Here is a 23,475-nt window from a genome sequence, read left to right as displayed (position 1 = left end):
GCCAGCACACGGTCTTTAAAGACCAGGATTCCGACGGCCTTCCGCCCGCACCCATATAAGCACAGTTTCGACACACAGGATTCCTGTGACAAGCACGGGAATGATGGAATCGACGACCGGTTCTCTTCAAGCGTGGGGGCAATGGCTATGCTGGATGGCGCGCTGCGCAGACGTCTGGACCCGGTTCTGGACAGGCTCGGTGCCGCACTTGCCGAGCGCGGAATAGGCGCCGATTCCATTACGATCCTCGGCCTGTGCCTTGGCCTTGCGGCAGCCCTTCTCGTTGGTCTCGGCGCATATCACTCCGCCGCCATTTTGATCCTCGTGAGCCGCTTCTGCGACGGCCTTGATGGCGCCGTCGCCCGTGCGAGCCGGAGAACGGATTTCGGCGGCTTCCTCGACATCGTCCTCGATTTCGCCTTTTACGGCGCCGTGCCACTGGGTTTCATTGCCGCCGATCCGGGCGCAAACGGGCTTGCCGGCGGCTTTTTGCTGTTCGCCTTTTACGTCAACGGGGCGAGCTTCCTCGCCTATGCGGTGATGGCCGAGAAGCGCGCCATGACCACCATGATACGCGGTGCGAAGTCGTTATATTTCACCACCGGGCTTGCGGAGGCGACCGAGACGATCGTGTTCTTCCTGCTCTCGTGCCTTTTCCCGGCGTGGTTCCCGGTACTGGCGTCGGTTTTCGCGCTTGTTTGTCTCTATACCGCGCTGTCGCGGATCATTCTCGCAAGACTGACATTTCCGAAAGACGTGCAATGAAAACGCCCGCTGCCGAGTGAACCGGGGCAGTTCAGGAGGGCAGCGGGCTGCGTGGCCTTGCAGGGGCTTAGGCCGTGACGCTCCTCAGTGCCTTCGCGAAGTCCTCGACGAGGTCTTCACTATCCTCGATTCCAGCCGAGAAGCGCACGGTCCCCGCGGAGATGCCGAGTTCCGCGCGGGCCTCGTCGGTAAGGTTCTTATGGGTCGTCGTCGCCGGATGGGTGATCAGGCTCTTGGAATCGCCCAGATTGTTGGAGATCCGAACGATTTCCAGCGCGTTCTGCAGGGCGAAGGCTGCTTCCTTGCCGCCCTTGAGTTCGAAGGCGACCAGCGTCGAGCCGCCGCTCATCTGCTTGGCAATAATGTCGGCCTGCGGGTGATCCTTGCGGCCCGGATAAATGACGCGTGCGACCTGCGGCTGCTCTGCGAGGAAGTCGGCGATGCGGCGGGCGCTCTCGGTCTGCTGCCTAACGCGTAGCGGCAGGGTCTCGATCCCCTTCAGTAGCGTCCAGGCATTGAAGGGCGACATGGCCGGGCCGGTGTGACGGAAGTAATCATGCAGATTCTCGTCGATCCACTGCTTGTCGGAGAGAACCACGCCGCCGAGGCAGCGACCCTGGCCATCGATATGTTTCGTCGCGGAATAGACGACGATATGGGCGCCGAGCTCCAGCGGCTTCTGGAAGAGCGGCGTTGCGAAGACGTTGTCGACCACCACCTTGGCGCCGATCTGATCGGCGAGCCTGGCGACACCGGCAATGTCGATCACTTCCAGCGTCGGGTTCGTCGGGCTTTCCAGGAAGAAGACCTTCGTGTTCGGACGCACTGCGTCTTCCCAGTTCTTGAGATCGCGGCCGTCCACCAGCGTGCACTCGACCCCGTATTTCGGCGCCAGCGTCTCCACAACCCAGCGGCACGAGCCGAAGAGTGCGCGGGCGGCGACGATATGGTCTCCAGCCTTCACCTGGCAAAGGATTGCCGCAGAAACCGCGGCCATGCCGGAGGCGGTTGCACGCGCGTCTTCCGCTCCTTCGAGCATGCACATGCGCTTTTCGAACATGTCGTTGGTCGGGCTGCCGTAACGCGCATAGATGTAACCGTCAGTCTCGCCCTTGAAACGGGCCTCCGCCGCTTCGGAGGTGTCGTAGACGAAGCCTTGCGTCAGGAAGATCGCTTCGGAGGTCTCGCCGTACTGGGAACGCAGCGTTCCGCCGTGGACGAGCTGGGTTGCCGGGCGCCAATTCTTGCTCATGAGAAGGTCACTTTCAAAAACAAAAAAACCGGCCGCGAAACGACCGGTTTGATACCCGGCCTTTTTAGCTATTTGTTTAACGTGGCTGCAAGCCGACCGGCCAAATCACCACGGGATAAAGCTCCAATACTGCCTGGCTGCGCTTGCGTCAATTCCCGGAGTTTGGTTTTGTCTGGCAACTGAAGATGAGGATCGGAATGGGCCGCGAAACAGGGATTTTGGCCGACCGCGCAATTGCAGCGCTGTTCGGCTCGGGACGTCTGAAGAGCGAGAAGGCGCTGGATGGGGACCAGATTCAGCCGGCCAGCCTCGATCTTCGCCTTGGATCCACGGCATTCCGTGTCCGGGCAAGCTTCATGCCCGGCCCTTCTCATCTGGTGGCCGACAAGCTCGATCGCCTGAAACTGCATGTCATTGATCTCAGCGACGGCGCGGTGCTCGAAACCGGCTGCGTCTATATCGTACCGCTGATGGAGAGCCTGTCGCTGCCGGCGAACATGTCCGCCTCCGCCAATCCGAAAAGCTCAACCGGCCGACTCGACATCTTTACACGGGTGATCACCGACAGGGCGCAGGAGTTCGACAAGATCCCGGCCGGCTACAGCGGTCCGCTCTATCTCGAAATCAGCCCGCGAACCTTTCCGATCGTCGTCAGGCGCGGGTCGCGGCTTTCGCAGATACGCTTCCGCGTCGGACACGCGGTTCTCTCCGAGCAGGAACTGCTGGCCCTTCATGAAAGCGACGTGCTCGTTGCAAGCGATCGGCCAAACGTCTCCGGCGGCGGGATCGCCCTTTCCATCGACCTCAAGGGCACCGGCCCCGACGGGCTGATCGGCTATCGCGGCAAGCATCACACATCGGTCGTCGACGTCGACAAGAAAGCCCAGCATGCGGTTTTCGATTTCTGGGAGCCCCTCTACAGCCGCGGCCGCGATGACCTCATCCTCGACCCGGACGAATTCTACATCCTCGTTTCCCGCGAGGCCGTTCATGTACCGCCACTCTATGCCGCCGAGATGACGCCGTTCGATCCGCTGGTGGGCGAGTTCCGCGTTCATTATGCCGGTTTCTTTGACCCCGGGTTCGGCCATGCGTCGGCCGGCGGCAGCGGCAGCCGGGCGGTGCTCGAAGTCCGCAGTCACGAGGTGCCGTTCATTCTGGAGCATGGCCAGATCGTCGGCCGTCTCATCTACGAACACATGCTGGACCGCCCGGAGGGGCTTTACGGCCTCGACCTCGGCTCCAATTATCAGGCGCAGGGGCTCAAGCTCTCTAAGCATTTTCGCGCGGAATGAGGATGAGCGCTTGACAGATCACGCCCATTGAGGAAATTTCCGCTTCTGTTGCGGGTGTAGTTCAGTGGTAGAACGCCAGCTTCCCAAGCTTGATGTCGTCGGTTCGATCCCGATCACCCGCTCCATTCCTTCTTCCATCGAGTCTCGAGCGAGAGGTGCTGTAGCCAGTGCGGCCGCATCTCTATAGTCTTGATCATGAACCGAAACCGCGTCCTCCACCCGTGGCTAACCCGAACTGGACCGCAATGCCGAGCGCATTCTTTCTGCGAATTTGCCGGATCTTCCTTCTCTCGGCCGTTCTTGGTGCCGGATCTGCCATGGCGCAGCCCAAGGATCTGCCCAGGCTTTTTGACGCTCGCGAGCGCATTGCAAGGCCCGACTTGAGCGGGCTTGCCAGGCTTCGCTTCCTGACGACGGTCGATTTCCCGCCCTTCAATTTCATCGATCAATCGGGCAAGCTGTCGGGCTTCCATGTCGACCTTGCCCGCGAGATCTGCCGGGAGCTGGAGATCGAGGCAAAATGCCAGATCCAGGCGGTGACCTATCCGGAGCTCATGCCTGCACTCGAACAGGGACAGGGCGAAGCGATCGCCGCCGGGATCTCCGTGACTTCGGAGTTGAGGCAGCGTTTCGCCTTCTCCCGAGCCTTCATGCAACTGCCGGCCCGCTTCGTCGTCAACACGAAGGCTGCACCTGCGATCACCGGGCCTGCCGATCTCGCGCAGAGGCCCGTCGGCGTCGTTTCCGGCACCATCCATGAGGCCATGCTGAAGGCGTTCTTCCCCGAGCTCGAGGCGAAAGGGTTTTCCGACCGGGATTCGCTGCTTTCCGCGCTTCGCGAGGGGGCGGTTGCGGCTGCATTTTCCGACGGAATGCAGCTTTCCTTCTGGGTATCCGGCAGCCTGGCCGGGGGATGCTGCGCCGTGATTGAAGGCTCCTATTTCTCCCAACGGTTCCTCGGCGAGGGGCTGACGATCATGAACCGAAAGGCCGAGCCTGCCCTCACTCAGGCGATCGACCATGCGCTTTTGGCGCTCTCACGCAGCGGCAGGCTCGAGGAGATCTACCTGCGCTATTTTCCGAATGGGATTTATTAGAGCGGGATGAGGAAAAGCGTGCGCGGTTTTCCACCCGCATCTCGCGCCAGCCTAAGCAGCAGCGTCGGCGTTTGCTTATGCGACTTGCTGTTCCCGCATGACTATCGCCGCCGAAACGGCAGCACGAGCGACCACAGAAGCTTCATGGGCTCGCTGCGCCCGTAGACTTTCAAGCCCGTTTCGATTGCGTCGTCGCCTCGCGACGGGTGGGCTATATAGGTCGAGAACATCCGATCCCAAACGGAGAGATTGAAGCCGTAGTTTGAATCCGTTTCGCCCTTCTCGACCGAATGGTGGATGCGGTGCATGTCGGGCGTGACGATGAATCGGCGCAAAAGCTGATCTGCCGCCTTCGGTAGCCGCAGATTGGCGTGGTTGAACATCGCCCCGGCATTGAGCACGATTTCGAACAGCAGCACGGCCAGCGCGGGCGCGCCCAGGAGAACGATCACGGCGCTCTTCCAGACCATGGACAGGAGGATTTCAACCGGATGAAAGCGAAGTGCCGTTGTGACGTCGACGCCCGGATCGGCATGGTGGACACGGTGGATGCGCCACAGGATGGGTACCTTGTGGAACACGACATGTTCGAGCCAGATCGCGAAGTCGAGCGCGACGAAGGCGATCAGACCGGCAACCGATGGCGCCAGGCCGAGCGCCGGGAGCAGCCCATAGCCGTATGCCTGGGCCCAGATCGCAACGCCGGTGGCGGCCGTCGGAAAGGCGACACGCAGCAGGAGGGAGGAGAGGACAAGAATAGACAGATTGGTGATCCAGCGGCGCGCTTTCAAAGTCCGCGTCAGCTCCGGCCGTTCGAGCCGGGGATGAAGGAGTTCGAGTGCGGCCAGAGCGGCGAAGGCGGCGGCAAAGGCGCCGAGACGCCACACCGGTTCTGAGAAGCCGAAATAGAGCATTACCACTGCTTCCAATTTGCCGTGAATGCCTTTCCGCGAACGCCGGAATGGCCCGCCTGCCTACTTCCTGAAGCGTGCGATAGCGCCGCGTTCGATTGCAGCGCAGGTCAGCTTGTCGAGGCCGAAACGGTCGCGCAGCAGCTGGAGCAGACGGATCTCCTCGTTGCGGATCCGCTGGTCGGCAGCAGCGATCTCGACCGCAAGGGCATAGGCGGTCTCGTAGAGCCGCTTCGGCAGCGCTTCCCGCACCATTTCGAGCGCGACATCGAGGCCCTCCGGGGCGGCAAGCTGAGCCGCGCAGTCGCGGCCGATATGGATCAGGTGATCTTCATCGAAGCCATCGAAGGACGGCAGGAATCGCACGAGCACACCAATGCGGGCGAATTCGTCGTCGGTCATGTTCCGGTCGACAGCCGACATCATGACCATGACGTGGACAAGGGCTTCATGCTGGCTGAGACTTGCGGACATCCAATTTCCTGACGTTTGCGATTCCGAATGGAACACCGCCGGAAGTTAGGACCTCACGCTCCGGCTTACAAGTCCGGGGCGGCGTCTTCCTGGGTGAGGATCGCGGTCGGATCGTCGAGCGCGATCGGCTCTCGGGCGAGATCGCGGGGGTCGTCCCCGAAGAAGCCGAGGCGGGCGCTTCGCGCGGCCTCCGCCTTCGCCTCGAGCGGCGTGCCCGATAGCGGCGTCGCCCAGCCATTGCTGACCAGCCATTCGGCGACGTCCCGACCGCCGACGCTGCACCTGGCGTTCACGGTTTCTGCGGAACCATCCGCCCCGTCACAGACGAGCGCCCGCCCCCTCAGAAAATTGCGGAACGCCGTGCGCGCGACCATGCCGCACGGCCAGCTCTTGCCGTTGGCTTCGCACACCTTCTCGGCCTTCTCCGGCTTAATGTCCTTGAGCTGCAGGGTCGTCTCGCCGGATCGGACAAGACCGGCGGCAAGCGCGACCGGTCGCGGGAATACGGCGGTAGCAGGCTCTTCCTTTTCCGGCTCCTTCGAAAACGGTGGCCTCGGTGCAATCCTTTCCAGAGGTTTGGCAACACCGTCGTCCGGCTGGGCGATGAGGCCCGGCTCGATCGGCCTTGCAGCCATGCGAGAGCCCTTGTCCGACTTTGCTTCCGAGCCAAAGGGAGGGTGAGGGTCGGGCGCCGGGGCAGGCGCCCGGGCAGGGGCAGGCGCGTCAGTATCGGCAGGATGCGCTTCGGCAGCCGGTACCTCGACGACCGCGTCATCCGGCGTTTCAAGCACGAAATCGGGCGTTGCGGCGCTGTCGCGGTTGCGGATGGCGGCGTCGCCGCCGATCAGAATTCCGGCGTAAACGGCGAGCGCGGCAAGGCCGCCGGCAATGGGAAAGAGTTTGGAGCGCATCTATTGGCTCGCCCAGATTATCCGTGCGATCCACTCCACCTCTTTCATCTCGAAATTGCGGTTGGGGTGGTCGGGGTTGAGAGAGACAAGCTCGATGCCACGCGGTGTTTGCCGAGCCAGCACCTTTGCCATTACCTCGCCTTCGCGCGTCCTGACAACGACGCGGTCGTTGCGGCGCACCTGCGCGCTCGGATCGACGATCAGGATATCGCCGTCGCGATAAAGCGGCAGCATGCTGTCGCCCTGGACCTCCAGCGCGTAAGCACCGGTCTGCCGCCGCTCGGCTGTGGGGAATTCGATACTGTCCCAGCCCTGGCCGACCGGAAAGCCGCCGTCGTCGAAAAATCCACCGGCACCTGCCTGCGCGAAGCCGATCAACGGAATGCCCGGTGCGCTCTCCTTTTCGCTGCCGGCGGCATTCGGCTGCATCAGCGCCATGAACTGATCGACTGTCGCTCCCGTGGCTTGCAATATCTTCGAGATCGACTCGGTGGAAGGCCACCGGTCGCGCCCGTCGGCGGACCGGCGCTTCGACTTGTTGAAGGAGGTGGGGTCGAGGCCGGCACGGCGCGCAAGTCCCGAAGGCGAAAGCCGGTGGCGTTCCGCCAATGCGTCAATCGCGCGCCAGATGCTGCCATGTGAAAGCATATCGACCCATTCTCGGAAAGGAGAGACGATGCGGGCGGCACGGCCGGCCCAAACCGCGTCTCTGAGTACATTAGCCAAGCGCCGAACGACCGTAAAGGACAGCGAGGAAAATAGTCCTTTGCCTCGCTCTGGAACTCGCGCACAGCTGTGCTAAGTCTTCAGAGCGGGCGAGGGAAAGTGCGTGCGGTATAAGGCTCGCGTCTCGCCCTAGTTCTTCGGAACCGATCGCCATCCTTTTAGGTCGAGACGACCTCGAAGAGATGATGAACGAAAGCTTCACTCCGGACGAAGAGGCGTGCTTGCTTGCAATCCTGAGATCGGAACGGCATCTCGTTGCCGCTTTTCTTGCTGCTCTCGCCGGCGTTGCGCTCGAGCATCATCTGCTCGAAGCCGGTCGCGCTGCATCGCTCATGGGTGCGGCCCTGATGGTGGCGGCGATCGTGCTTGCTTCCATGCGGGTCGCCCACCATGCCGAAGTGCTGGCCGCCAAGGTGGGCGATCCCTATGGCACGATGATCCTGACGCTCTCGGCGGTCCTTGTCGAGGTAATCATCCTCGCCATCATGATGACGGGCGAGACCTCTCCGACACTGGTGCGCGATACGATCTATTCGGCCGTCATGCTCGACGTCAACGGGATACTGGGTCTTGCGGCACTGCTCGGCGGCCTCAAGCATGGGGAGCAGCCCTATAACGACGACTCGGCCCGCACCTACAGTGTCATGATCCTTACCGCCATGGGCATTTCCATGCTCGTTCCCGAATTCGTGCCTCAGTCGAAATGGCACTACTATTCCGCCTTCACCATTGGCGCGATGATCGTTCTTTACACCCTTTTCCTCAGAATGCAGGTGGGCGTGCACAGCTACTTCTTCAGTTACAGCTATCCGCGTGCCAAAGCGGGAAGTGCTGCAAGCCGGCTGGAAGGCGAGCCGGTGCTTCCTTCCGTCGTGGTGCTCGTCCTGGGCGTGATCGTGATCGGCTTTCTCGCCGAAATCATGTCCGGGCTGCTTTCGGCAGGCATCAAGGGCACGGCCGCGCCGCCGGCATTGGCGGCGATCGTGGTTGCGGCGATCTCCGCGTCGCCCGAGGTCATGACGGCACTACGCGCGGCTCTTGCCAATCGCATGCAGGCAGTGGTGAACATCGCGCTCGGCGCTTCGCTTTCGACTGTGATTCTGACCGTGCCGGTCATGGAGGCGATCGCGCTTTATACCGGTCAGCCCTTCATCATGGCCATGTCCCCGGTGCAGACGGTGATGGTCGCGGTCACGCTCATTGCCGCCGCAATCAACCTGAATGACGGCCAGACCAATGCCATCGAAGGCATGACTCATTTCGTGCTCTTCGCGACCTTCATCATGCTTTCGGCTCTGGGGCTCTAGATCGGCTCTCGCTGGAATCGTGAATGTGGTCGACCGGCTGCTGTTCCATTGACTTGCGCGCCACCACACGTTCATAGGCCGCCTGTAGGGTCTGCCGCACGGACGGCCCTTCCGGACGCGCCTCGCCGAGATGTTCGGCGCGTAACTCGCTCATGAAAAGCTCCCAGAGCTTCGGCCCGCCGTCTTCCATCAACTGGGCACGAATGCTGAGCTCCTCCGTGACCGGCAGGTAGCGCCGGCCCCAGGCGCCGAGATGGGCCATGATCGGCACCAGCGCAATCGCCATTTCCGTCAGGCTGTATATTGCTTTCTGCTTGTGGCTCGGATCGTCCGCCTTCGTCAGCATGCCGATTTCGACCAGCGTTTTCAGCCGGTCGGCCAGGATGTTCGAGGAGATACCCTCCTGCGAGCGCAGGAGCTCCCGGAAGTGGCGTTTGCCTCCGAAAATCATGTCTCGAATGATCAGGAGGCTCCATTTGTCGCCGAAGACTTCGAGCGAAAGATTGATCGGGCAACCCGAGCGATGGTCATCGGTCATTCTGGTCTCTGAAAACGAGGAGGAGCGGAGTATCCGCTCGAAACTGCTTGCATTATCGCATCAGTGGCGCTAATGTTCAACTGCTTTCAAAATGCAAGCACTATTGCAAGTGACAGGGAGAAGATCATGACCGCAGCATCTGCCGACCATGCCGACTTCACGATCGAACGCGTTGTCAAAGCACCGCCGGAAAAGGTCTTCGCGGCCTTCGCCGATCCCGCGGCGCATGACCGCTGGTTCGTGAAAGCCGACAATTGGCCAGTCGCGGAATATAGCCACGACTTCCGTGTCGGCGGGCGGGAAGGCGGCCGTTTCAGCCAAGACGGGAAGACTTTCTACTTCAACGAGACGGTCTATCTCGACATCGTCGAGAACAGGAGGATCGTCTCAGCTTACACGATAGCACAAGATTACCGGCGCATCTCCGCCTCCATCGCAACCGTCGACCTTATTCCGGAAGGCACCGGCACACGGGTCGTCTTCACCGAGCAGGCGGCGTTCCTGGATGGGCTCGATAAGGTCGAACATCGCCGCGAGGGCTGGGAGCAGCTGATAGGATTTCTTGCGGCCGAGCTCGGCGAACGGGCCGATCTCGCCTGACAGACTTGATCCGGACCATAACGGACGGAGCAAGCTCTTTTTACTTCGGGTCGGTCCAGCTTCGGGGGCCTTCTCAAAATCTGACTCTCAAACCTGCATTGCCTGAATACGCGTAACTCTCCCCGAAGCTGGACAGGCCGGTATTGGCGCGGATTTCGCCGTAGAGCTGCGAGCGCCGTGCGTCCCCGGCATCGCTTTGCCAGATCCGTACTCTGGCGATGAGTTTGCTTATGTGCAAATAACGTGATCTCCCGCGTGGCTCAGATCACGGCGTGAAAAAAGGCCGCGCCACCGGCACGGCCCTCGAAATCTTCATGCGCCTAACGACCGGCTTACGCGGCCTTCGGCGCCGCATATGGATCGAACCGGCCGTAGAAGGTTTCCTCCTTCTCCGCCATCTCCTTCAGGAGCGCCGTCGGCCGGAAGTGGTCGCCATAGTCCCTGGCGAGCGTCTCGCAGAGCGTAACGAAAGCTTTTGCGCCCATGCCATCGATATAGGAGAGCGTGCCGCCAGTGTAGGGCGCAAATCCGAAACCGAGTATGGAGCCCACATCGGCTTCGCGCGGATCAGTGACGATGCCTTCCTCGATCGTGCGCGCCGCCTCGAGCGCGATCGTCACCAGGAAGCGCTGCTTCAGCACGTCGACGTCGATCCCGTCGGCATTCGTCTGCGGGAAGAGCTCCTTCAGTCCCGGCCAGAGATATTTCTTGGCCGGCTTTGCAGGATACTCGTAGAAGCCCTTGCCGTTCTTGCGGCCGCGCCGGTCGAGCTCGTCGACCATCTTGTCGATCAGTGCCATATGCGCGGGATCGACCGCCTTTTCGCCGAGATCGGCCACCGCCGCTCTCAGGATCTTCTGGCTCAGATCGATCGCCACCTCGTCGTTGAGCGACAGCGGCCCGACCGGCATGCCGGCCATCTTGGCGGCATTCTCGATCATTGCTGGCGGTACGCCCTCGATCAGCATGTCGTAAGCTTCGTGGATATAGCGGAAGACGCAGCGGTTGACGTAGAAGCCGCGCGTGTCGTTGACGACGATCGGCGTCTTCCTGATCGCCGCGACGAAGTCGAGCGCGGAGGCAAGCGCGTGATCGCCGGTCTCCTCGCCGAGGATGACTTCCGTCAGCATCATCTTTTCGACGGGTGAGAAGAAATGGATGCCGATGAACTGCTCCGGACGTTTCGAATTCCGGGCGAGGCCGGTGATCGGCAGCGTCGAGGTGTTGGAGGCAAAGATCGCATTGTCGGCGATCACCGCTTCCACCTTATCGATCACGTCCTTCTTGACCTGCCGGTCCTCGAAGACGGCTTCAATGACGAGGCCCGCATCCTTGAGATCGGCATAGTCGGCCGAAGGTGTGATGCGTGAAAGCAGTGCTTCGCCTTCTTCCTTCGTCAGGCGGCCCTTGCCGACCGCATCCTTCACCAGGCCTTCCGAATGCGCCTTGCCCTTCGCTGCCGCTTCCATGTCACGGTCGATGAGGGTGACCGGGATGCCGCCAGCGGCGGTCACATAAGCGATCGAGGCGCCCATGAAGCCGGCGCCGACGACGCCGACATGTCGGAGCTCGGTTTTCGGCACGCCGGCCGGCCGGCGTGCGCCCTTGCCGAGTTCCTGCATCGAGACGAACAGCGACCGGATCATCGAGAAGGCCTCGGTCGTCTGCAGGATCTCGGTGAAGTAGCGCTGCTCGATCTTCAATGCCGTATCGAAGGGGACCTGCAGTCCCTCATAGACGCATTTCAGGATGGCGATCGCGCCGGGATAATTGCCATAGGTCTCGCGGCGCAGGATGCCGGAGGCGGCCGGCCAGAGTTGTGCGGAGGCGGGTGTCCAGATGCCGCCGCCCGGCAGCTTGAAGCCCTTTTCGTCCCAGGGCTGCACCGGCTTCAGGCCGTTTCTGATCATCGCCTTGGCAGCCTCTATCAGCTTGTCCGGGTCGGCCACCTCGTGCACGAGCCCCATGGCTTTCGCGCGCGCCGGCGTGAGCGAGGAGCCCGTCGTCATCATCTGCAGCGCGTCCTGCGTATTCGTCAGCCGTGGAACGCGCTGGGTGCCGCCGGCTCCCGGGAAGATGCCGACCTTGACCTCGGGAAGCGCGATCTTCACCGATTTCGCATTGGAAGCGACGCGGCCGTGGCAGGCCAGCGACATCTCGAATGCGCCGCCCATGCAGGTGCCGTTGATCGCCGAGACCCAGGGCTTGCCCGAGGTTTCGAGCTTGCGGAATAGCCCGGTCATCCGGCCGACGAGGTCGAAGAGTTTCCGGGCGGCATCGTCCGGATCCTTTTTCTTTTCCTCGGCCTGGAAGCTGAACATGGATTTGATCATCGAAAGGTCGGCGCCGCCGGAGAAGGAGGATTTGCCGGAGGTGATGACCACGCCCTTGACGGCAGGGTCGGCGGCCGTCTGGTCGATGATCCCGTCCAGTTCCGTCATCACCTCTTCGGTGATGACGTTCATCGACTTGTCGGGCATGTCCCAGGTGACCAGTGCAATGCCGTCGGCATCTGTTTCGATCTTGAAGTTCGTGTAAGACATATTCTCTCTCCCGGGATCGGATCAGACGCGTTCGATGATCGTGGCGGTGCCCATGCCGGCGCCGATGCAGAGCGTCACCAATGCGGTGTTCAGGTCGCGGCGTTCGAGTTCGTCGAGCACGGTGCCGAGGATCATCGCACCGGTCGCACCCAGCGGATGCCCCATGGCGATGGCGCCGCCATTGACGTTGATCTGGTCGTGCGGGACGTCGAAGGCCTGCATGTAGCGCAGGACCACGGCGGCGAAGGCCTCGTTGAGCTCGAAGAGATCGATGTCCGAGAGCTTCATGTCGGCGCGCTTCAGGAGCTTTTCGGTAACGTCGACTGGCCCGGTCAGCATCAGCGCCGGATCGGAGCCGATATTGGCGAAGGCGCGGATCCGGGCGCGTGGCTTCAGCCCCATGGCTTCGCCGCCGGCCTTGGAACCGATGAGCACGGCCGCGGCGCCATCTACGATGCCGGAGGAATTACCGGCGTGATGGACATAGTTGATGCGCTCGATCTCCGGATGCGCCTGGATGGCGACGGCCTCGAAGCCGCCCATCTCGCCGGGCATCTGGAATGAAGGGTTGAGGGAAGCGAGTGCCTGCATGTCGGTCCCGGGCCGCATATGCTCGTCACGGTCCAGGATGACGAGGCCGTTCTGATCCTTGACCGGGACGACCGAGTTGTTGAAGTAGCCCTTTTCCCACGCATTTGCGGCGCGCTTCTGGCTTTCGACCGCGTAGGCGTCCACGTCGTCTCGCGAGAAGCCGTATTTCGTGGCGATGAGGTCGGCGGAAACGCCCTGTGGCATGAAATAGGCCGGCAGGTTCACCGACGGGTCCATGAACCAGGCGCCGCCCGACATTCCAAGTCCGACGCGGGACATCGACTCGACACCGCCGGCGATAACGATGTCGTCCGCTCCTTGCGCGATCTTCGCGGCGCCGAAATTGACGGCGTCAAGGCCGGAGGCGCAGAAGCGGGAGATCTGCATGCCCGGCGCGCGGGTCGAATAGCCGGCCTCAAAGGCGGCTGCCTTCGGGATTACCGCACCCGCATCCATGACCGGATCTACGCAGCCCATGATGACGTCGTCGACCGTCGCGGTATCCAGCCCGTTGCGGTCGCGCACCGCTTCCAGCACCTTGGCCGCGAGCCGGACGGAAGGCACTTCGTGCAGAGCACCATCCTTCTTGCCACGGCCGCGCGGCGTGCGCACGTGGTCGTAAACGAAGACTTTCGTCATCTTGATCTCCCTTTCGGCGGCGTTTCCTCGGGCCGCGCATTATCAATCGGAGCGGGATTCGGGCGAACCGCTTCGCGCTTTCGATTCCGGCTCCAGTCTGAAATCAGAACGCGGCCGCGTCCAGCGCCATCATCGTGTCTGCGCCTGTTTCGATGCGGGCTTTGCGCAGCGCGGTCTCGGGCAGGATGCGCTCCATGAAGAATTTCGCCGTAATCAGCTTGTTCTTCAGATAGTCCGCGCGCCTCGTTTCGCCAGCGGCAAGCGTCTCCTCAGCCGTCTTCGCCATCTTCGCCCACATATAGCCGAGAACGACGAGGCCGAAGAGATGCATATAGTCGGTCGAACCGGCACCGGCATTGTCGGGCTTGGCCATGGCGTTCTGCATGAACCACATGGTCGCGGACTGGAGGTCGTTCAGACCCTTCTTCAGGGCCTTCGTGTAGGCGGAGAGTTTCTCGTCGTTTCGGTTCTCCTCGCAGAAATCGCCGATCTCCTTGAAGAGCGCCATGACGGCGCGGCCACCGTTCAGCGCGAGCTTCCGGCCGACCAGGTCGAGCGCCTGGATGCCGTTGGCCCCCTCGTAGATCATGGCGATGCGGGCGTCGCGCACATACTGGCTCATGCCGTGTTCTTCGATATAGCCGTGGCCGCCGAATACCTGCTGGGCCATCACCGCATGGTCGAAGCCCTTGTCGGTCAGCACGCCCTTGAGGATCGGCGTCATCAGGCTGAGGATGTCGTCCGCGGTCTGACGTTCCTCTTCGCTTTCGGAGCGGTGGGCTATGTCCGATTTCAGCGCCGTCCAGAGCGTGAAGGCGCGGCCGCCCTCGTTGAAGGCCTTGATCGTCAACAGGGCGCGGCGGATGTCCGGATGGACGATAATAGGATCGGCCTTCTTGTCAGGCGACTTGGGGCCGGACAGCGAGCGGCCCTGGATACGGTCCCGCGCGTAGTTGGCGGCGTTCTGATAGGCGACTTCAGCGATCGAAAGCCCCTGCATCCCGACGGCCAGACGGGCCTCGTTCATCATCACGAACATGGCGCTGAGCCCCTTGTTCTCCGTACCGATGAGGTAGCCGGTCGCCTCGTCATAGTTCATGACGCAGGTGGCGTTGCCGTGAATGCCCATCTTGTGTTCGATAGCGCCGCAGGAAACGCCGTTGCGCTCGCTAGGTTCGCCACCTGCGTCGAGCCTGAATTTCGGCACGATGAACAGCGAGATGCCCTTGACGCCATCAGGCGCGCCCTCGATGCGTGCCAGCACGAGGTGGACGATATTTTCGGCCATGTCGTGTTCGCCGGCGGAGATGAAGATCTTCTGCCCGGAAATCCGGTACGAGCCGTCGCCGTTCGGAACGGCCCTGGTGCGCAGCAGACCGAGGTCGGTGCCGCAATGGGGCTCCGTCAGGTTCATCGTGCCGGTCCAGGTGCCATCAACCATTTTTGGCAGATAGGCCCGCTTCTGTTCCTCAGAGCCGTGTACCAGGATGGCCGCGATCGCCCCCTGCGTCAGACCCGGATACATCATCAGCGACATGTTTGCGGCCGACATGAATTCGCCGACGGCTGTGTGAAGCGTATAGGGCAGCCCTTGGCCGCCGAACTCTTCGGGCGCGGCAAGGCCAAGCCAGCCGGCTTGACGATAAAGATCATAGGCTTCCTTGAAGCCACCAGGCACGGTGACGGAGCCGTCTTCGTGGCGCCTGCAGCCTTCCTGGTCGCCCGAGAGATTGATCGGGAAGAGAACCTCTTCCGCAAGTTTTGCAGCTTCGCCCAGGATCGCGGCCGTCATGTCGGGCGTCACGTCGGCAAAGCCCGGAAGGTTGTGGTAGCGCTCGATGCCGAGCACGTCGTTGAGGATGAACAGGGTGTCGTCGACCGGAGCCTTGTAGATGGGCATGCTTTCCTCGCCTTGATGTCCTTTCGGCCCCGCCGCATGGCAGACCCGATTCCCGCTTTGTCGAGCGCGCACCTGGGGCGGTGTGCGACTTGAAGAAATGCTAGCCAATTTTGACGTTTGCGTAAACGTCAAAATTTTGCAGCGCGAAAGTTTCGACAGGGCACGGCCATTACCAAACACGCAGCGGCCGGAAACCGGACCGTTCGCAACAATAAGCGTTAAAAGATCCCATCGGTTAACGGCTTATTTACCACGTTTAATGAATTGTGCGCTTTGAGATGGTCAAAGCTGCAACCCGTCCGGTCTTTGCGTTGTTGCGGCTTTGCCCGCATCGGCTGCGACGACGTTGAGGCCAAGGGAGTTGGGCCGGGCCGGGGAAACCCGGGGCCTTTCGGCGGCTTCGGTGCTGGTCGACCATAGCGCCAAAGCGATACAGGGGCGAAGAGGCAATGAACGGATCGCGATCCACTTCTCAGCGTATGGGCAGCCCGTCCTTGGGTGACAGGCCGTCGCTCGATGCCCTGAACCGTACCATCGAAGGGCTCGAGGCGCGCATCGAGGGCCTGATGAGCAGCGTCGGCCGGGAGACCCGGCGGCCTGAGCCGCAGAATACGGCCGAAAGCGACGCAGTTTCCGAGATACTCGACCGCCAGCGCGCGCTCAAGGCGGCGCGCGAGCGTTTGCCGCTGCGCGAGCGCGCTATTCCGGTTGGTCCCGATCGCCCGGCCCCGCCCCGCCCCGCGGCAGAGGCGCGCTATCAGGCTCCACAAACGTCGCCGTCCACGGGGCGCTCGTCGGCTGCAGCAGAGATCGCCGAAGCACTTGTCGGTCTTCGGCAGGAACTGAAGCGCGATCTCGATGACGGCCTCTCCCGCGAGATGCATACGCTGCGTTCGGAAATCCGAGGCATTAAGGCCGAGGCCGCCCAGGATCGCCGTTTTGCCGAAGACGTGCGGGACGATATCGAGCGCCTTTCGGCCGGCATCAAGGAGCTTGGCCGGCAGGCTTCGCCCGCCGAGGCCGATGCCCTCAGGATCGAATTCGACGAACTGAGGGCCATGCTAGAGGGTCTGGCGCGCGAAGAAAGCATGCGCCGCATGGAAAACCGATGGAACGGGGTCGAAGACCGCCTGAATGCATTCGACCAGAACAGAGACGACGAACTTGTCGCACTCGCCTATCGGCTCGACGAGATCAAGGCGCAGATCAACTCCCTCGACAAGGGCTCGGCTGTCGAAGTTCTGGAGGGCAAGCTCGTCGCAGTTGCCAAGGCGATCGAGATGCTCGGCCGCCAGATACAGCCCGACGACAGGCGCTTCGCTCCTCAATTCGCCGGGCTTGACAGGCGGCTCGATGAGATCAGCCGCGCGATCGCCGCGGACGACCGCAATGTTGCCGGAGCCGATGGCTCATTCGTCGAACGCCTGGAAGGCAGGCTTACAGATCTGTCGCGGCAGATCGACTCCCTTTCCGTTCGGGGGGACTCCGGCCTCGGCGCGAGGATCGAGGCGCTTGCGGCACGCGTGGAAGACCTCGCCAGCGAGAAGGCGGCGGCCCGCCTGGAAGAGCGTCTGGATCAGCTTTCCGCCGTTCTGGAGCATAGCCGGCAGGGCGCCGAGCCGGATCTCACGGATCATCTTGCCGACATCTCACGCAGGATCGAGGCGCTCTCCGAATATAGCGTCAACAACGGATTGGCCGAGCGGCTCGACGATCTCGCCCGCCGTATCGAGGGTCTCGCGCCCCATGCCGAGCCCACGGCGGACAGGCGCTTCGACCGTCTCGAGGATCGACTGGCGGGTATTGCCGAACGCCTGGAGGAGACGCATGCCGCGCCCTTCGACGACCGGCAGGCTCTGCGCAATCTCGAAGCGCAGATCGGAAATCTCTCCGCGCTGATCAGCCAGTCGCACGCTGAAGCAGCCGGCCTGCCCGCCGAATTCGAAGGCCGCATGAACGCGCTCGAGGACTACTTGGCGACCAGCGACGAGTATATCATCGAGGCCGCCCGTCAGGCTGCGGAAGCGGTCATGGAGGCCTATTCCAGGAACACCGCGCCGCAATTGGCGGCGAGCACCGACATGGCGGCGATCTCGGCGCTCGCCGAGGATCTTCGCAGCCTGGAGGAACTCAGCCGGTCGAGCGACGAACGGACCGCGCGCACCTTCGAAGCGCTGCACGAAACGCTCGTACACATCGCGGAAAAATTGGAGCGGCTTGAAGAGCGGGAGCCGGTTTCTCACGAACCTTGGACAAGCGCTCCGACACCCAGGGCCGCGCCGCTCGAATTCGCGTGCACTTCGACCGAGGCGGAGCAGGAGGACGAAGCGGAGCGCGCGTCCGCGAGCGAGAGCGAAACCAACGCCCAGGCACCGGTGCCGGCTGCCGCTGAAGCGCATGATGCCGCCGAAGTCGCAACGGTCGACGACGGCGAGATCAGGGTAGAGGCGCGTGCGGTGAAGACGAGCCTGCTTGCCGGTCTCACCCGGCGGTTCGCGCCGAAGCCGAACGAGGCCATGGCGACCCAGGCGCGGCAGATGATCGAGCCCGCTCCGTCGATCGACCCGTCCGAAATGCTTGCTCCCGAGGACCCCAATCAGCTCCTCGAGCCGGGCTCCGGCGTCCCCGACGTCAAGAAGATTCTCGAGCGCGTTCGCGCCGGCCAGATGGCGCGTGGTGCGCAGGAGGTGAACGAGGGCGAAAAAGCGGATTTCATCGCGGCTGCCCGGCGTGCGGCGCAGCTGGCGGTCGAGGAGTCCGATAGCTTGAGTCGCGCCAAGGAGAGCCGGGAACCGTCAGCCGCTGGCGGCGCGCTCGCCCGTCATCGCCGTCCGATCCTGATGGCAGTCGGTGCCGTGTTGCTCGCGATCATGTCCTATCCGCTCGTCAGCACCGTGGTGAAAGGCAAGGAGGTGCCGGGCGCGCCGGCACCGGCGATCGAGCGCAAGGCAGAGATCGCAAAGCCGAAGGCAGTCGAGGACGGCCTCGTTCAGCCGGCCTCTTCCGCAGAGGTTGCGGAGGAGGCGAGGGCGGAAGCTCTTGCCGCGAAGGCCGAAGCGCCAACGACCGCAAAAGGAGCGCCCGCAAAAGGGACACCGGAGCGGTCCACCGACGCCGATGTGCGCACGACCGACACGGCCGGCGGCGGATCGAACGCCGGCCATGCCGCCTTGATGGAGCCGGCAGAGGTACAGGGGTCTCTACCCTCGGCCTTGCAGCCGCCATCGGGCGGCGCGGTCAAGATCGAGGCTTTGGAGCCAGCCAAGGCGAACGAAATCATATTGCCTGAGGGGTTCGGACCGCCGGCGCTGGTCACTGCGGCCAAGGGCGGCGATCCTCTTGCCTTCTACGAAATAGGCGCCCGCTACACTGAAGGACGTGGGGTGGAGGCGGATCGGGCGGAGGCCGTCAAGTGGTATCAACGCGCCGCCGATGCCGGGGTGGTACCGGCCGAATACAGGCTCGCCAGCCTCTATGAAAAAGGCGCAGGCGTTCCGCGCGATGGAGCAAAGGCAAAGGCGCTTTATCTCAAGGCGGCGGCGGCCGGAAATGCCAGCGCGATCCACAACCTCGCGGTCATGCTCGCCGGCGGCCGGGAAGGTCCGCCGGATCTCGCCGAGGCGGCCAAATGGTTTGAGAAAGCTGCCAATCTTGGCGTGCGCGACAGCCAGTTCAATCTCGCCGTGCTCTATGCGCGCGGCGACGGTGTGGCCCGCAATCTGGAAAATTCCTATAAATGGTTTGCGATCGCGGCTCGCGACGGTGACAAGGATGCGGCGGAAAAACGGGACGAAATCGCCAAGGCATTGAAGCCCGAAGAGCTTTCAAGCGCCAGGGCAGCAGTCGACGCCTGGAAGCTCCAGCCCCTCGATGCCGAAGCGAACACCGTGGAGGTCCCCGATGCCTGGATCGGTCCCCCGACCAAGACTGCGACCGTCGACATGACGAGAGCCGTTCGCAACATTCAGGCAATCCTCAACAAGAACGGCTTCGATGCCGGCACGCCGGACGGCCGGGTCGGCAACAAGACGACTGCCGCCATCAAGGCCTTTCAGAAAACCGTCGGGCAGGAACCGACGGGCGAGATCACCGACGCTCTGGTTCGGGAACTGCTGAAGCGGAACAGCTGATGATCGCGAGTTTGAAGGGGCGCCATAAAGACGCAGGTCAGCGCATCTCGCATGTCCCTGAAAAGGTTGACAGCTCCGGCGCGTGAGCGCATGACAGACAGTGTTGCCGTTCTCCCTTTAGAGGGGAGGTTGGTCCAACAGTACATCCCCTCCGTGGTAATCACCTGCCACTCCGAAGAATGCGCCATGCGGCTCCGGACGCGTGAGGGCTGAGGGAAATGTGAAACATTGCACAATTTCTCAATTGTTTACGATTAGGAATTGTGAAGGAGCAATTTCCGCCCGCCCCGCGGGCCGCTGGCATATCGAGGTTCGGCCGTGACGGTCTATCTGCCCATAGCTGAGTTGTCGGTGAACATTTTCATCATTCTCGGCATGGGCGCGGCCGTCGGCTTTCTGTCCGGCATGTTCGGCGTCGGCGGTGGATTCCTGATCACGCCACTCCTGATCTTCTACAATATTCCGCCCGTCGTGGCGGTGGCGACCGGTGCCAATCAGGTGGTCGCCTCGTCGATCTCAGGGGCGATCGCCCACTTCCGCCGCGGCACCATCGATATCAAGCTCGGTACGGTGCTTTTGTGCGGCGGCCTTGTGGGTGCGACCGTTGGCGTCTGGCTGTTCTCGCTGCTCAGGAGCGCCGGCCAGCTCGATCTGGTGATTTCGCTGCTCTACGTCCTGCTTCTCGGTTCGGTCGGCACGCTGATGCTTTGGGAAAGTATCGGCGCCATGCGCAAGGCGGCGAAAAACCAGGCGCCGCAGCTCAGGCGGCCCGGCCAGCACAATTGGATTCACGGCTTGCCGTTGAAGATGCGCTTCAAGAAGTCGAAGATCTATCTGAGTGTCATCCCGGTGGCGACGCTCGGCTTTTCGATTGGCGTGCTGACCTCCGTGATGGGTGTCGGCGGCGGCTTCATCATGGTGCCTGCCATGATCTACCTTTTGCGTATTCCGACCAACGTCGTCGTCGGTACCTCGCTGTTTCAGATCGTCTTCGTTTCCGCCTATACGGTGATCGTCCAGGCTTCGACCAACTACACCGTCGACATCGTCCTCGCCTTCGTGCTGATGATCGCGGGCGTCATCGGCGCGCAATATGGCGTGCGGGTCGGACAAAGGTTGCGCGGCGAGCAGCTCAGGGCCTTGCTGGCTCTGCTCGTCCTCGCCGTCGGCATCCGTCTGGCGATCGAACTCGTCATCCCGCCGAAGAACATCTACTCGGTCGTATCCGCGGGAGCAGGCTTCTGATGCGCTGGCTCCTCCCCCTCTCTCTCGTTGCGCTTGTGCTGGCCGTCACCACACCGGCGTTGGCGCAGGTTCTGGAGCGCAAGGTCACCGACTTCACCGAAAAGCTCGAGATCGGCATCTCTACGGAGGAGATTGCCATCACCTCCGATTTTCGGGGCGCCGACCTGACGATCTTCGGCGCCATCGACGGCTTCGACGCAAACCTGCTGGCGCAGGGCAAATACAACATCATCGTTGCGCTGGAAGGGCCGAAGGACAATGCGACGGTGCGCAAGAAGGAGCGCGTGTTCGGCATCTGGGTCAATACCCAGTCGATGACTTTCGAGCTCGTTCCGGAGGCCTACTCTCTGTCGAGCACCCGCGCCATCGAGACCATCGCGCCGCGGCGCGACATCGCCAATATGGGCATCGGCGTCGATCACATGCGGCTGGTGCCGCTCGGCTTCGTCGGCGACGGCAGCTCGCTCGGGGAGTTTCGCAACGCCTTCCGGACGATTCGCGAGACAAGCGGTGTCTACCAGCGCGATCCGGGCGGGGTGCAGTTCATCAGTTCGAGCCTGTTCAAGGCGTCGGTACGGCTGCCCGCCAACGTCCCGAACGGCATTCATATCGTGCGTGCCTATCTCTTCCGTGACGGTGTTTTCGTCGCCGCAAAGGCTCTGCCGCTTCGGGTCGTCAAGACGGGCCTCGAACAGGCGATCACCCGCGCAGCGCACGATCAGCCGCTGATCTACGGCCTTCTGGCCGTGACCCTCGCCGTTGTCACCGGCTGGGGCGCCAGCCTGCTCTTCCGCAAGGAATAGACTGCTCGGCCATAGGGCCGAGTTCTTTCGTAAGCGTTTAGAGGGGGCCTAGACTTCGGCCTTCCCGCGATCTACTTTCGGGTTTCGGCGAGCCTGAAATCGTATCAGGTCTCAGCCCCCTCGCATCGGCCGCCGCAATTGAATTGCGGCTCGGCCCTGCGCTTCAGCCCTCATCATCATAATTTCACCCTGCGAGCGGGAGGAGTTTCCATGGCCAATGCCCAATGCGCTTGCGGCGCACTTAAACTGATGGTCAGCGAGCCGCCACAATTGACTGCGGTGTGCCACTGCCTGGCTTGCCAACGGCGAACCGGTGCGCCCTTCAGCGCCAATGCGTTCTACTCGGCTGAATGTGTCGAGATCTCGGGAGCCTCTACGGAATTCATTCGTATCGCAGAGAGCGGTCGCAAGGTCCGTATGTACTTTTGCCCGATTTGCGGCTCGACCGTCTATTGGAGAGCCGATGGCGCTCCGTCCTGGATCGGGGTCGCGGTAGGTTCTTTCGCCGAACCGGCCTTCGCGCCACCCTCCATGTCGGTATTCGAACAATCGAGACATAAATGGGTGCAGCTTGACGACGCGCTCGAGCACTTCGAAGGCCTTCCAACCGGGCATTAGCATTGTATGGACGCTATCGGCGCTCTCTTTTGCCTTGCGGCGGTTTAGTCTAAGGAAGCAGGCGAAAGGCATCGGCGGCAAGCGATGCGAACTTGAGGAAGCCCCCATGAAACCGATTTTCGTGCAAGTGCAGTGCGCTCCCGGCAAGACCTATGAGGTGGCCGACGAGATTTATCGCAAGGAGATCGTCTCGGAGATGTATTCGACGAGCGGCGATTACGACCTGCTTCTGAAGATCTATATCGAGGAAGGGCAGGACATTGGGAAGTTCATCAACGACAATATCGCAAGCGTTCCGGGCATCTCCCGCTCACTGACGACGCTTACGTTCAACGCCTTTTGAACCGTCGCGCGAAAATCGCAAACGAGTTACGCTGCGAGAAGCGGAACGCACTAACCGAGAAGATTGGCGAAGCGCACCGAATAGATCCGGTCTCGGCCGAGCATGTGGGCGATGAGCTGCTGCCGGTCGAAGAGGCCGGTCATCGCAGGATGCCTCAGATCGAGGCCTCCCGTCGTGACGCCGAAGGCGGGCATGACGAGACGCCTGCCGTCCGTCGCAAAGCAGGCGCGCCGGACCGACCTTTCCCGCCGCCTCACCGTAGCGGACGGATGCAGATGGCCGGCGATCTCGCCGATGCCGTCGCCTGTCGAGGGTTCGTGCCTGAAGACGAGGCCGGCATGGCGTAGCTCGTCCATGGAGGTGCCGGGCAACCCCTGTGCCCCGTCGGGATCGTGATTGCCGTTGATCCATATCCATTCGCGGCCACGGGCCATCGCAGCGACCATCTGACGGAAATTTTCCGGCATTGCCGCCGATCCTTTGCGGTCGTGGAAATTGTCGCCGAGGCTGATGACGGTTGCCGGGCTGTGGCGAGCGACCACCGCCTCCAGTATCCTGAGCGTCGCAAGCGTATCGTAAGGGGGCAGCATCATGCCGCGCCGGGCAAAGGCCGACCCTTTTTCAAGATGGAGGTCGGATACGACAAGCGTGCGGCCTTCGGGCAGGTAGAGACCGCCGAGCGGGTCGCAGATCGCCGCGACGCCATTGATCGTCGTGCGCGTCTGAATGGAGACGTTGGCGGCAGGCGCCGATATCGCGTGTAGAAGGCGGTGCATTGTTACTCCGG

General features: G+C 62.3%; 20 protein-coding genes, 1 tRNA gene and 1 riboswitch. Of the genes, 11 read left to right on the top strand and 10 right to left on the bottom strand.

The genetic code is table 11. From position 1 onward, the window contains the following. Positions 1-147: 147 nt before the first annotated feature. Positions 148-765: a CDP-alcohol phosphatidyltransferase family protein gene (locus FB009_RS28755; RefSeq protein WP_011974344.1), complete on the top strand. Its 618-nt coding sequence runs from the start codon at positions 148-150 to the stop codon at positions 763-765. Positions 766-832: 67 nt separating this feature from the next. Here the strand turns inward: FB009_RS28755 and FB009_RS28750 are convergent, their stop codons facing one another. Continuing rightward, the gene (locus FB009_RS28750; RefSeq protein WP_018011617.1) at positions 833-2,017 is read right to left on the bottom strand and encodes an O-succinylhomoserine sulfhydrylase; all 1,185 of its coding nucleotides are present in this window, start codon (positions 2,015-2,017) and stop codon (positions 833-835) included. Between the two features lie 43 nt (positions 2,018-2,060). Then, positions 2,061-2,139, bottom strand: a riboswitch (SAM riboswitch). 75 nt (positions 2,140-2,214) lie between these two features. Between FB009_RS28750 and FB009_RS28745 the strand changes: the two genes are divergently transcribed. From FB009_RS28745 to FB009_RS28735, 3 genes are all read left to right on the top strand, one after another. Next, positions 2,215-3,312 (top strand): 2'-deoxycytidine 5'-triphosphate deaminase, encoded by a 1,098-nt coding sequence (locus tag FB009_RS28745; RefSeq protein ID WP_011974346.1) that lies wholly within the window; start codon positions 2,215-2,217, stop codon positions 3,310-3,312. A 50-nt stretch (positions 3,313-3,362) separates the two neighbouring features. Further along, positions 3,363-3,437 (top strand) — tRNA-Gly (locus tag FB009_RS28740). A gap of 120 nt (positions 3,438-3,557) precedes the next feature. Beyond that, entirely contained in the window at positions 3,558-4,409 is an 852-nt protein-coding gene (locus tag FB009_RS28735; protein WP_011974347.1) for a transporter substrate-binding domain-containing protein, read from the top strand. A gap of 101 nt (positions 4,410-4,510) precedes the next feature. Here FB009_RS28735 and FB009_RS28730 read toward each other — a convergent pair whose 3' ends face one another. The 4 genes from FB009_RS28730 to FB009_RS28715 form a co-directional block, all read right to left on the bottom strand. Next, a complete protein-coding gene (locus FB009_RS28730) occupies positions 4,511-5,323 on the bottom strand; it encodes a sterol desaturase family protein (protein WP_011974348.1) in 813 nt (270 codons plus the stop codon). Between the two features lie 60 nt (positions 5,324-5,383). Then, a complete protein-coding gene (locus FB009_RS28725; protein WP_018011620.1) occupies positions 5,384-5,794 on the bottom strand; it encodes a tellurite resistance TerB family protein in 411 nt (136 codons plus the stop codon). A gap of 65 nt (positions 5,795-5,859) precedes the next feature. After that, the gene (locus FB009_RS28720) at positions 5,860-6,705 is read right to left on the bottom strand and encodes a thermonuclease family protein (protein ID WP_102045624.1); all 846 of its coding nucleotides are present in this window, start codon (positions 6,703-6,705) and stop codon (positions 5,860-5,862) included. After that, positions 6,706-7,353 (bottom strand): S24 family peptidase, encoded by a 648-nt coding sequence (locus tag FB009_RS28715; protein WP_102045625.1) that lies wholly within the window; start codon positions 7,351-7,353, stop codon positions 6,706-6,708. A 299-nt stretch (positions 7,354-7,652) separates the two neighbouring features. Here FB009_RS28715 and FB009_RS28710 point away from each other — a divergent pair, with 299 nt between their 5' ends. Continuing rightward, positions 7,653-8,738 carry a calcium:proton antiporter gene (locus FB009_RS28710; RefSeq protein WP_024311098.1) on the top strand — a complete coding sequence of 362 codons (1,086 nt, stop codon included), beginning with the start codon at positions 7,653-7,655 and terminating at the stop codon, positions 8,736-8,738. Here the strand turns inward: FB009_RS28710 and FB009_RS28705 are convergent. Continuing rightward, a complete protein-coding gene (locus FB009_RS28705) occupies positions 8,713-9,276 on the bottom strand; it encodes a winged helix-turn-helix transcriptional regulator (RefSeq protein ID WP_011974353.1) in 564 nt (187 codons plus the stop codon). The two genes, FB009_RS28710 and FB009_RS28705, sit on opposite strands and share 26 nt — an antisense overlap. 126 nt (positions 9,277-9,402) lie before the next feature. Between FB009_RS28705 and FB009_RS28700 the strand changes: the two genes are divergently transcribed. Next, on the top strand, positions 9,403-9,876 hold the full coding sequence (locus FB009_RS28700; protein WP_011974354.1) for an SRPBCC family protein: 474 nt from the start codon (positions 9,403-9,405) through the stop codon (positions 9,874-9,876). Positions 9,877-10,208: 332 nt separating this feature from the next. Here the strand turns inward: FB009_RS28700 and FB009_RS28695 are convergent, their stop codons facing one another. From FB009_RS28695 to FB009_RS28685, 3 genes are all read right to left on the bottom strand, one after another. Beyond that, positions 10,209-12,419 carry a 3-hydroxyacyl-CoA dehydrogenase NAD-binding domain-containing protein gene (locus FB009_RS28695; RefSeq protein ID WP_011974355.1) on the bottom strand — a complete coding sequence of 737 codons (2,211 nt, stop codon included), beginning with the start codon at positions 12,417-12,419 and terminating at the stop codon, positions 10,209-10,211. A 21-nt stretch (positions 12,420-12,440) separates the two neighbouring features. Next, positions 12,441-13,649 (bottom strand): acetyl-CoA C-acetyltransferase, encoded by a 1,209-nt coding sequence (locus FB009_RS28690; protein ID WP_011974356.1) that lies wholly within the window; start codon positions 13,647-13,649, stop codon positions 12,441-12,443. Between the two features lie 103 nt (positions 13,650-13,752). Then, on the bottom strand, positions 13,753-15,549 hold the full coding sequence (locus FB009_RS28685) for an acyl-CoA dehydrogenase C-terminal domain-containing protein (RefSeq protein ID WP_011974357.1): 1,797 nt from the start codon (positions 15,547-15,549) through the stop codon (positions 13,753-13,755). A 449-nt stretch (positions 15,550-15,998) separates the two neighbouring features. On the opposite strand from FB009_RS28685, the gene FB009_RS28680 reads away from it, so the two are divergent. The 5 genes from FB009_RS28680 to FB009_RS28660 all read left to right on the top strand — a co-directional run bounded on the left by FB009_RS28680 (position 15,999) and on the right by FB009_RS28660 (position 22,688). After that, entirely contained in the window at positions 15,999-19,679 is a 3,681-nt protein-coding gene (locus tag FB009_RS28680; RefSeq protein WP_011974358.1) for a peptidoglycan-binding protein, read from the top strand. A gap of 318 nt (positions 19,680-19,997) precedes the next feature. After that, positions 19,998-20,924 carry a sulfite exporter TauE/SafE family protein gene (locus FB009_RS28675; RefSeq protein WP_011974359.1) on the top strand — a complete coding sequence of 309 codons (927 nt, stop codon included), beginning with the start codon at positions 19,998-20,000 and terminating at the stop codon, positions 20,922-20,924. Next, positions 20,924-21,727, top strand: a complete 804-nt coding sequence (locus FB009_RS28670; RefSeq protein ID WP_011974360.1) for a TIGR02186 family protein — start codon at positions 20,924-20,926, stop codon at positions 21,725-21,727. Before FB009_RS28675 ends, FB009_RS28670 begins: the two co-directional genes overlap by 1 nt. Before the next feature lie 210 nt (positions 21,728-21,937). Then, entirely contained in the window at positions 21,938-22,345 is a 408-nt protein-coding gene (locus FB009_RS28665; RefSeq protein ID WP_011974361.1) for a GFA family protein, read from the top strand. 106 nt (positions 22,346-22,451) lie between these two features. After that, on the top strand, positions 22,452-22,688 hold the full coding sequence (locus FB009_RS28660; protein ID WP_011974362.1) for an Lrp/AsnC ligand binding domain-containing protein: 237 nt from the start codon (positions 22,452-22,454) through the stop codon (positions 22,686-22,688). A 50-nt stretch (positions 22,689-22,738) separates the two neighbouring features. Here FB009_RS28660 and pdeM read toward each other — a convergent pair whose 3' ends face one another. Next, positions 22,739-23,464, bottom strand: coding sequence for a ligase-associated DNA damage response endonuclease PdeM (gene pdeM, locus FB009_RS28655; protein ID WP_011974363.1), 726 nt, complete (start codon positions 23,462-23,464; stop codon positions 22,739-22,741). Between the last annotated feature and the right edge of the window lie 11 nt (positions 23,465-23,475).

The organism is Sinorhizobium medicae (genome assembly GCF_007827695.1).
Lineage (GTDB): Bacteria > Pseudomonadota > Alphaproteobacteria > Rhizobiales > Rhizobiaceae > Sinorhizobium > Sinorhizobium medicae.
The sequence above is the reverse complement of the archived record's forward strand: the minus strand, read 5'-3'. Positions and strand labels throughout refer to the sequence as shown.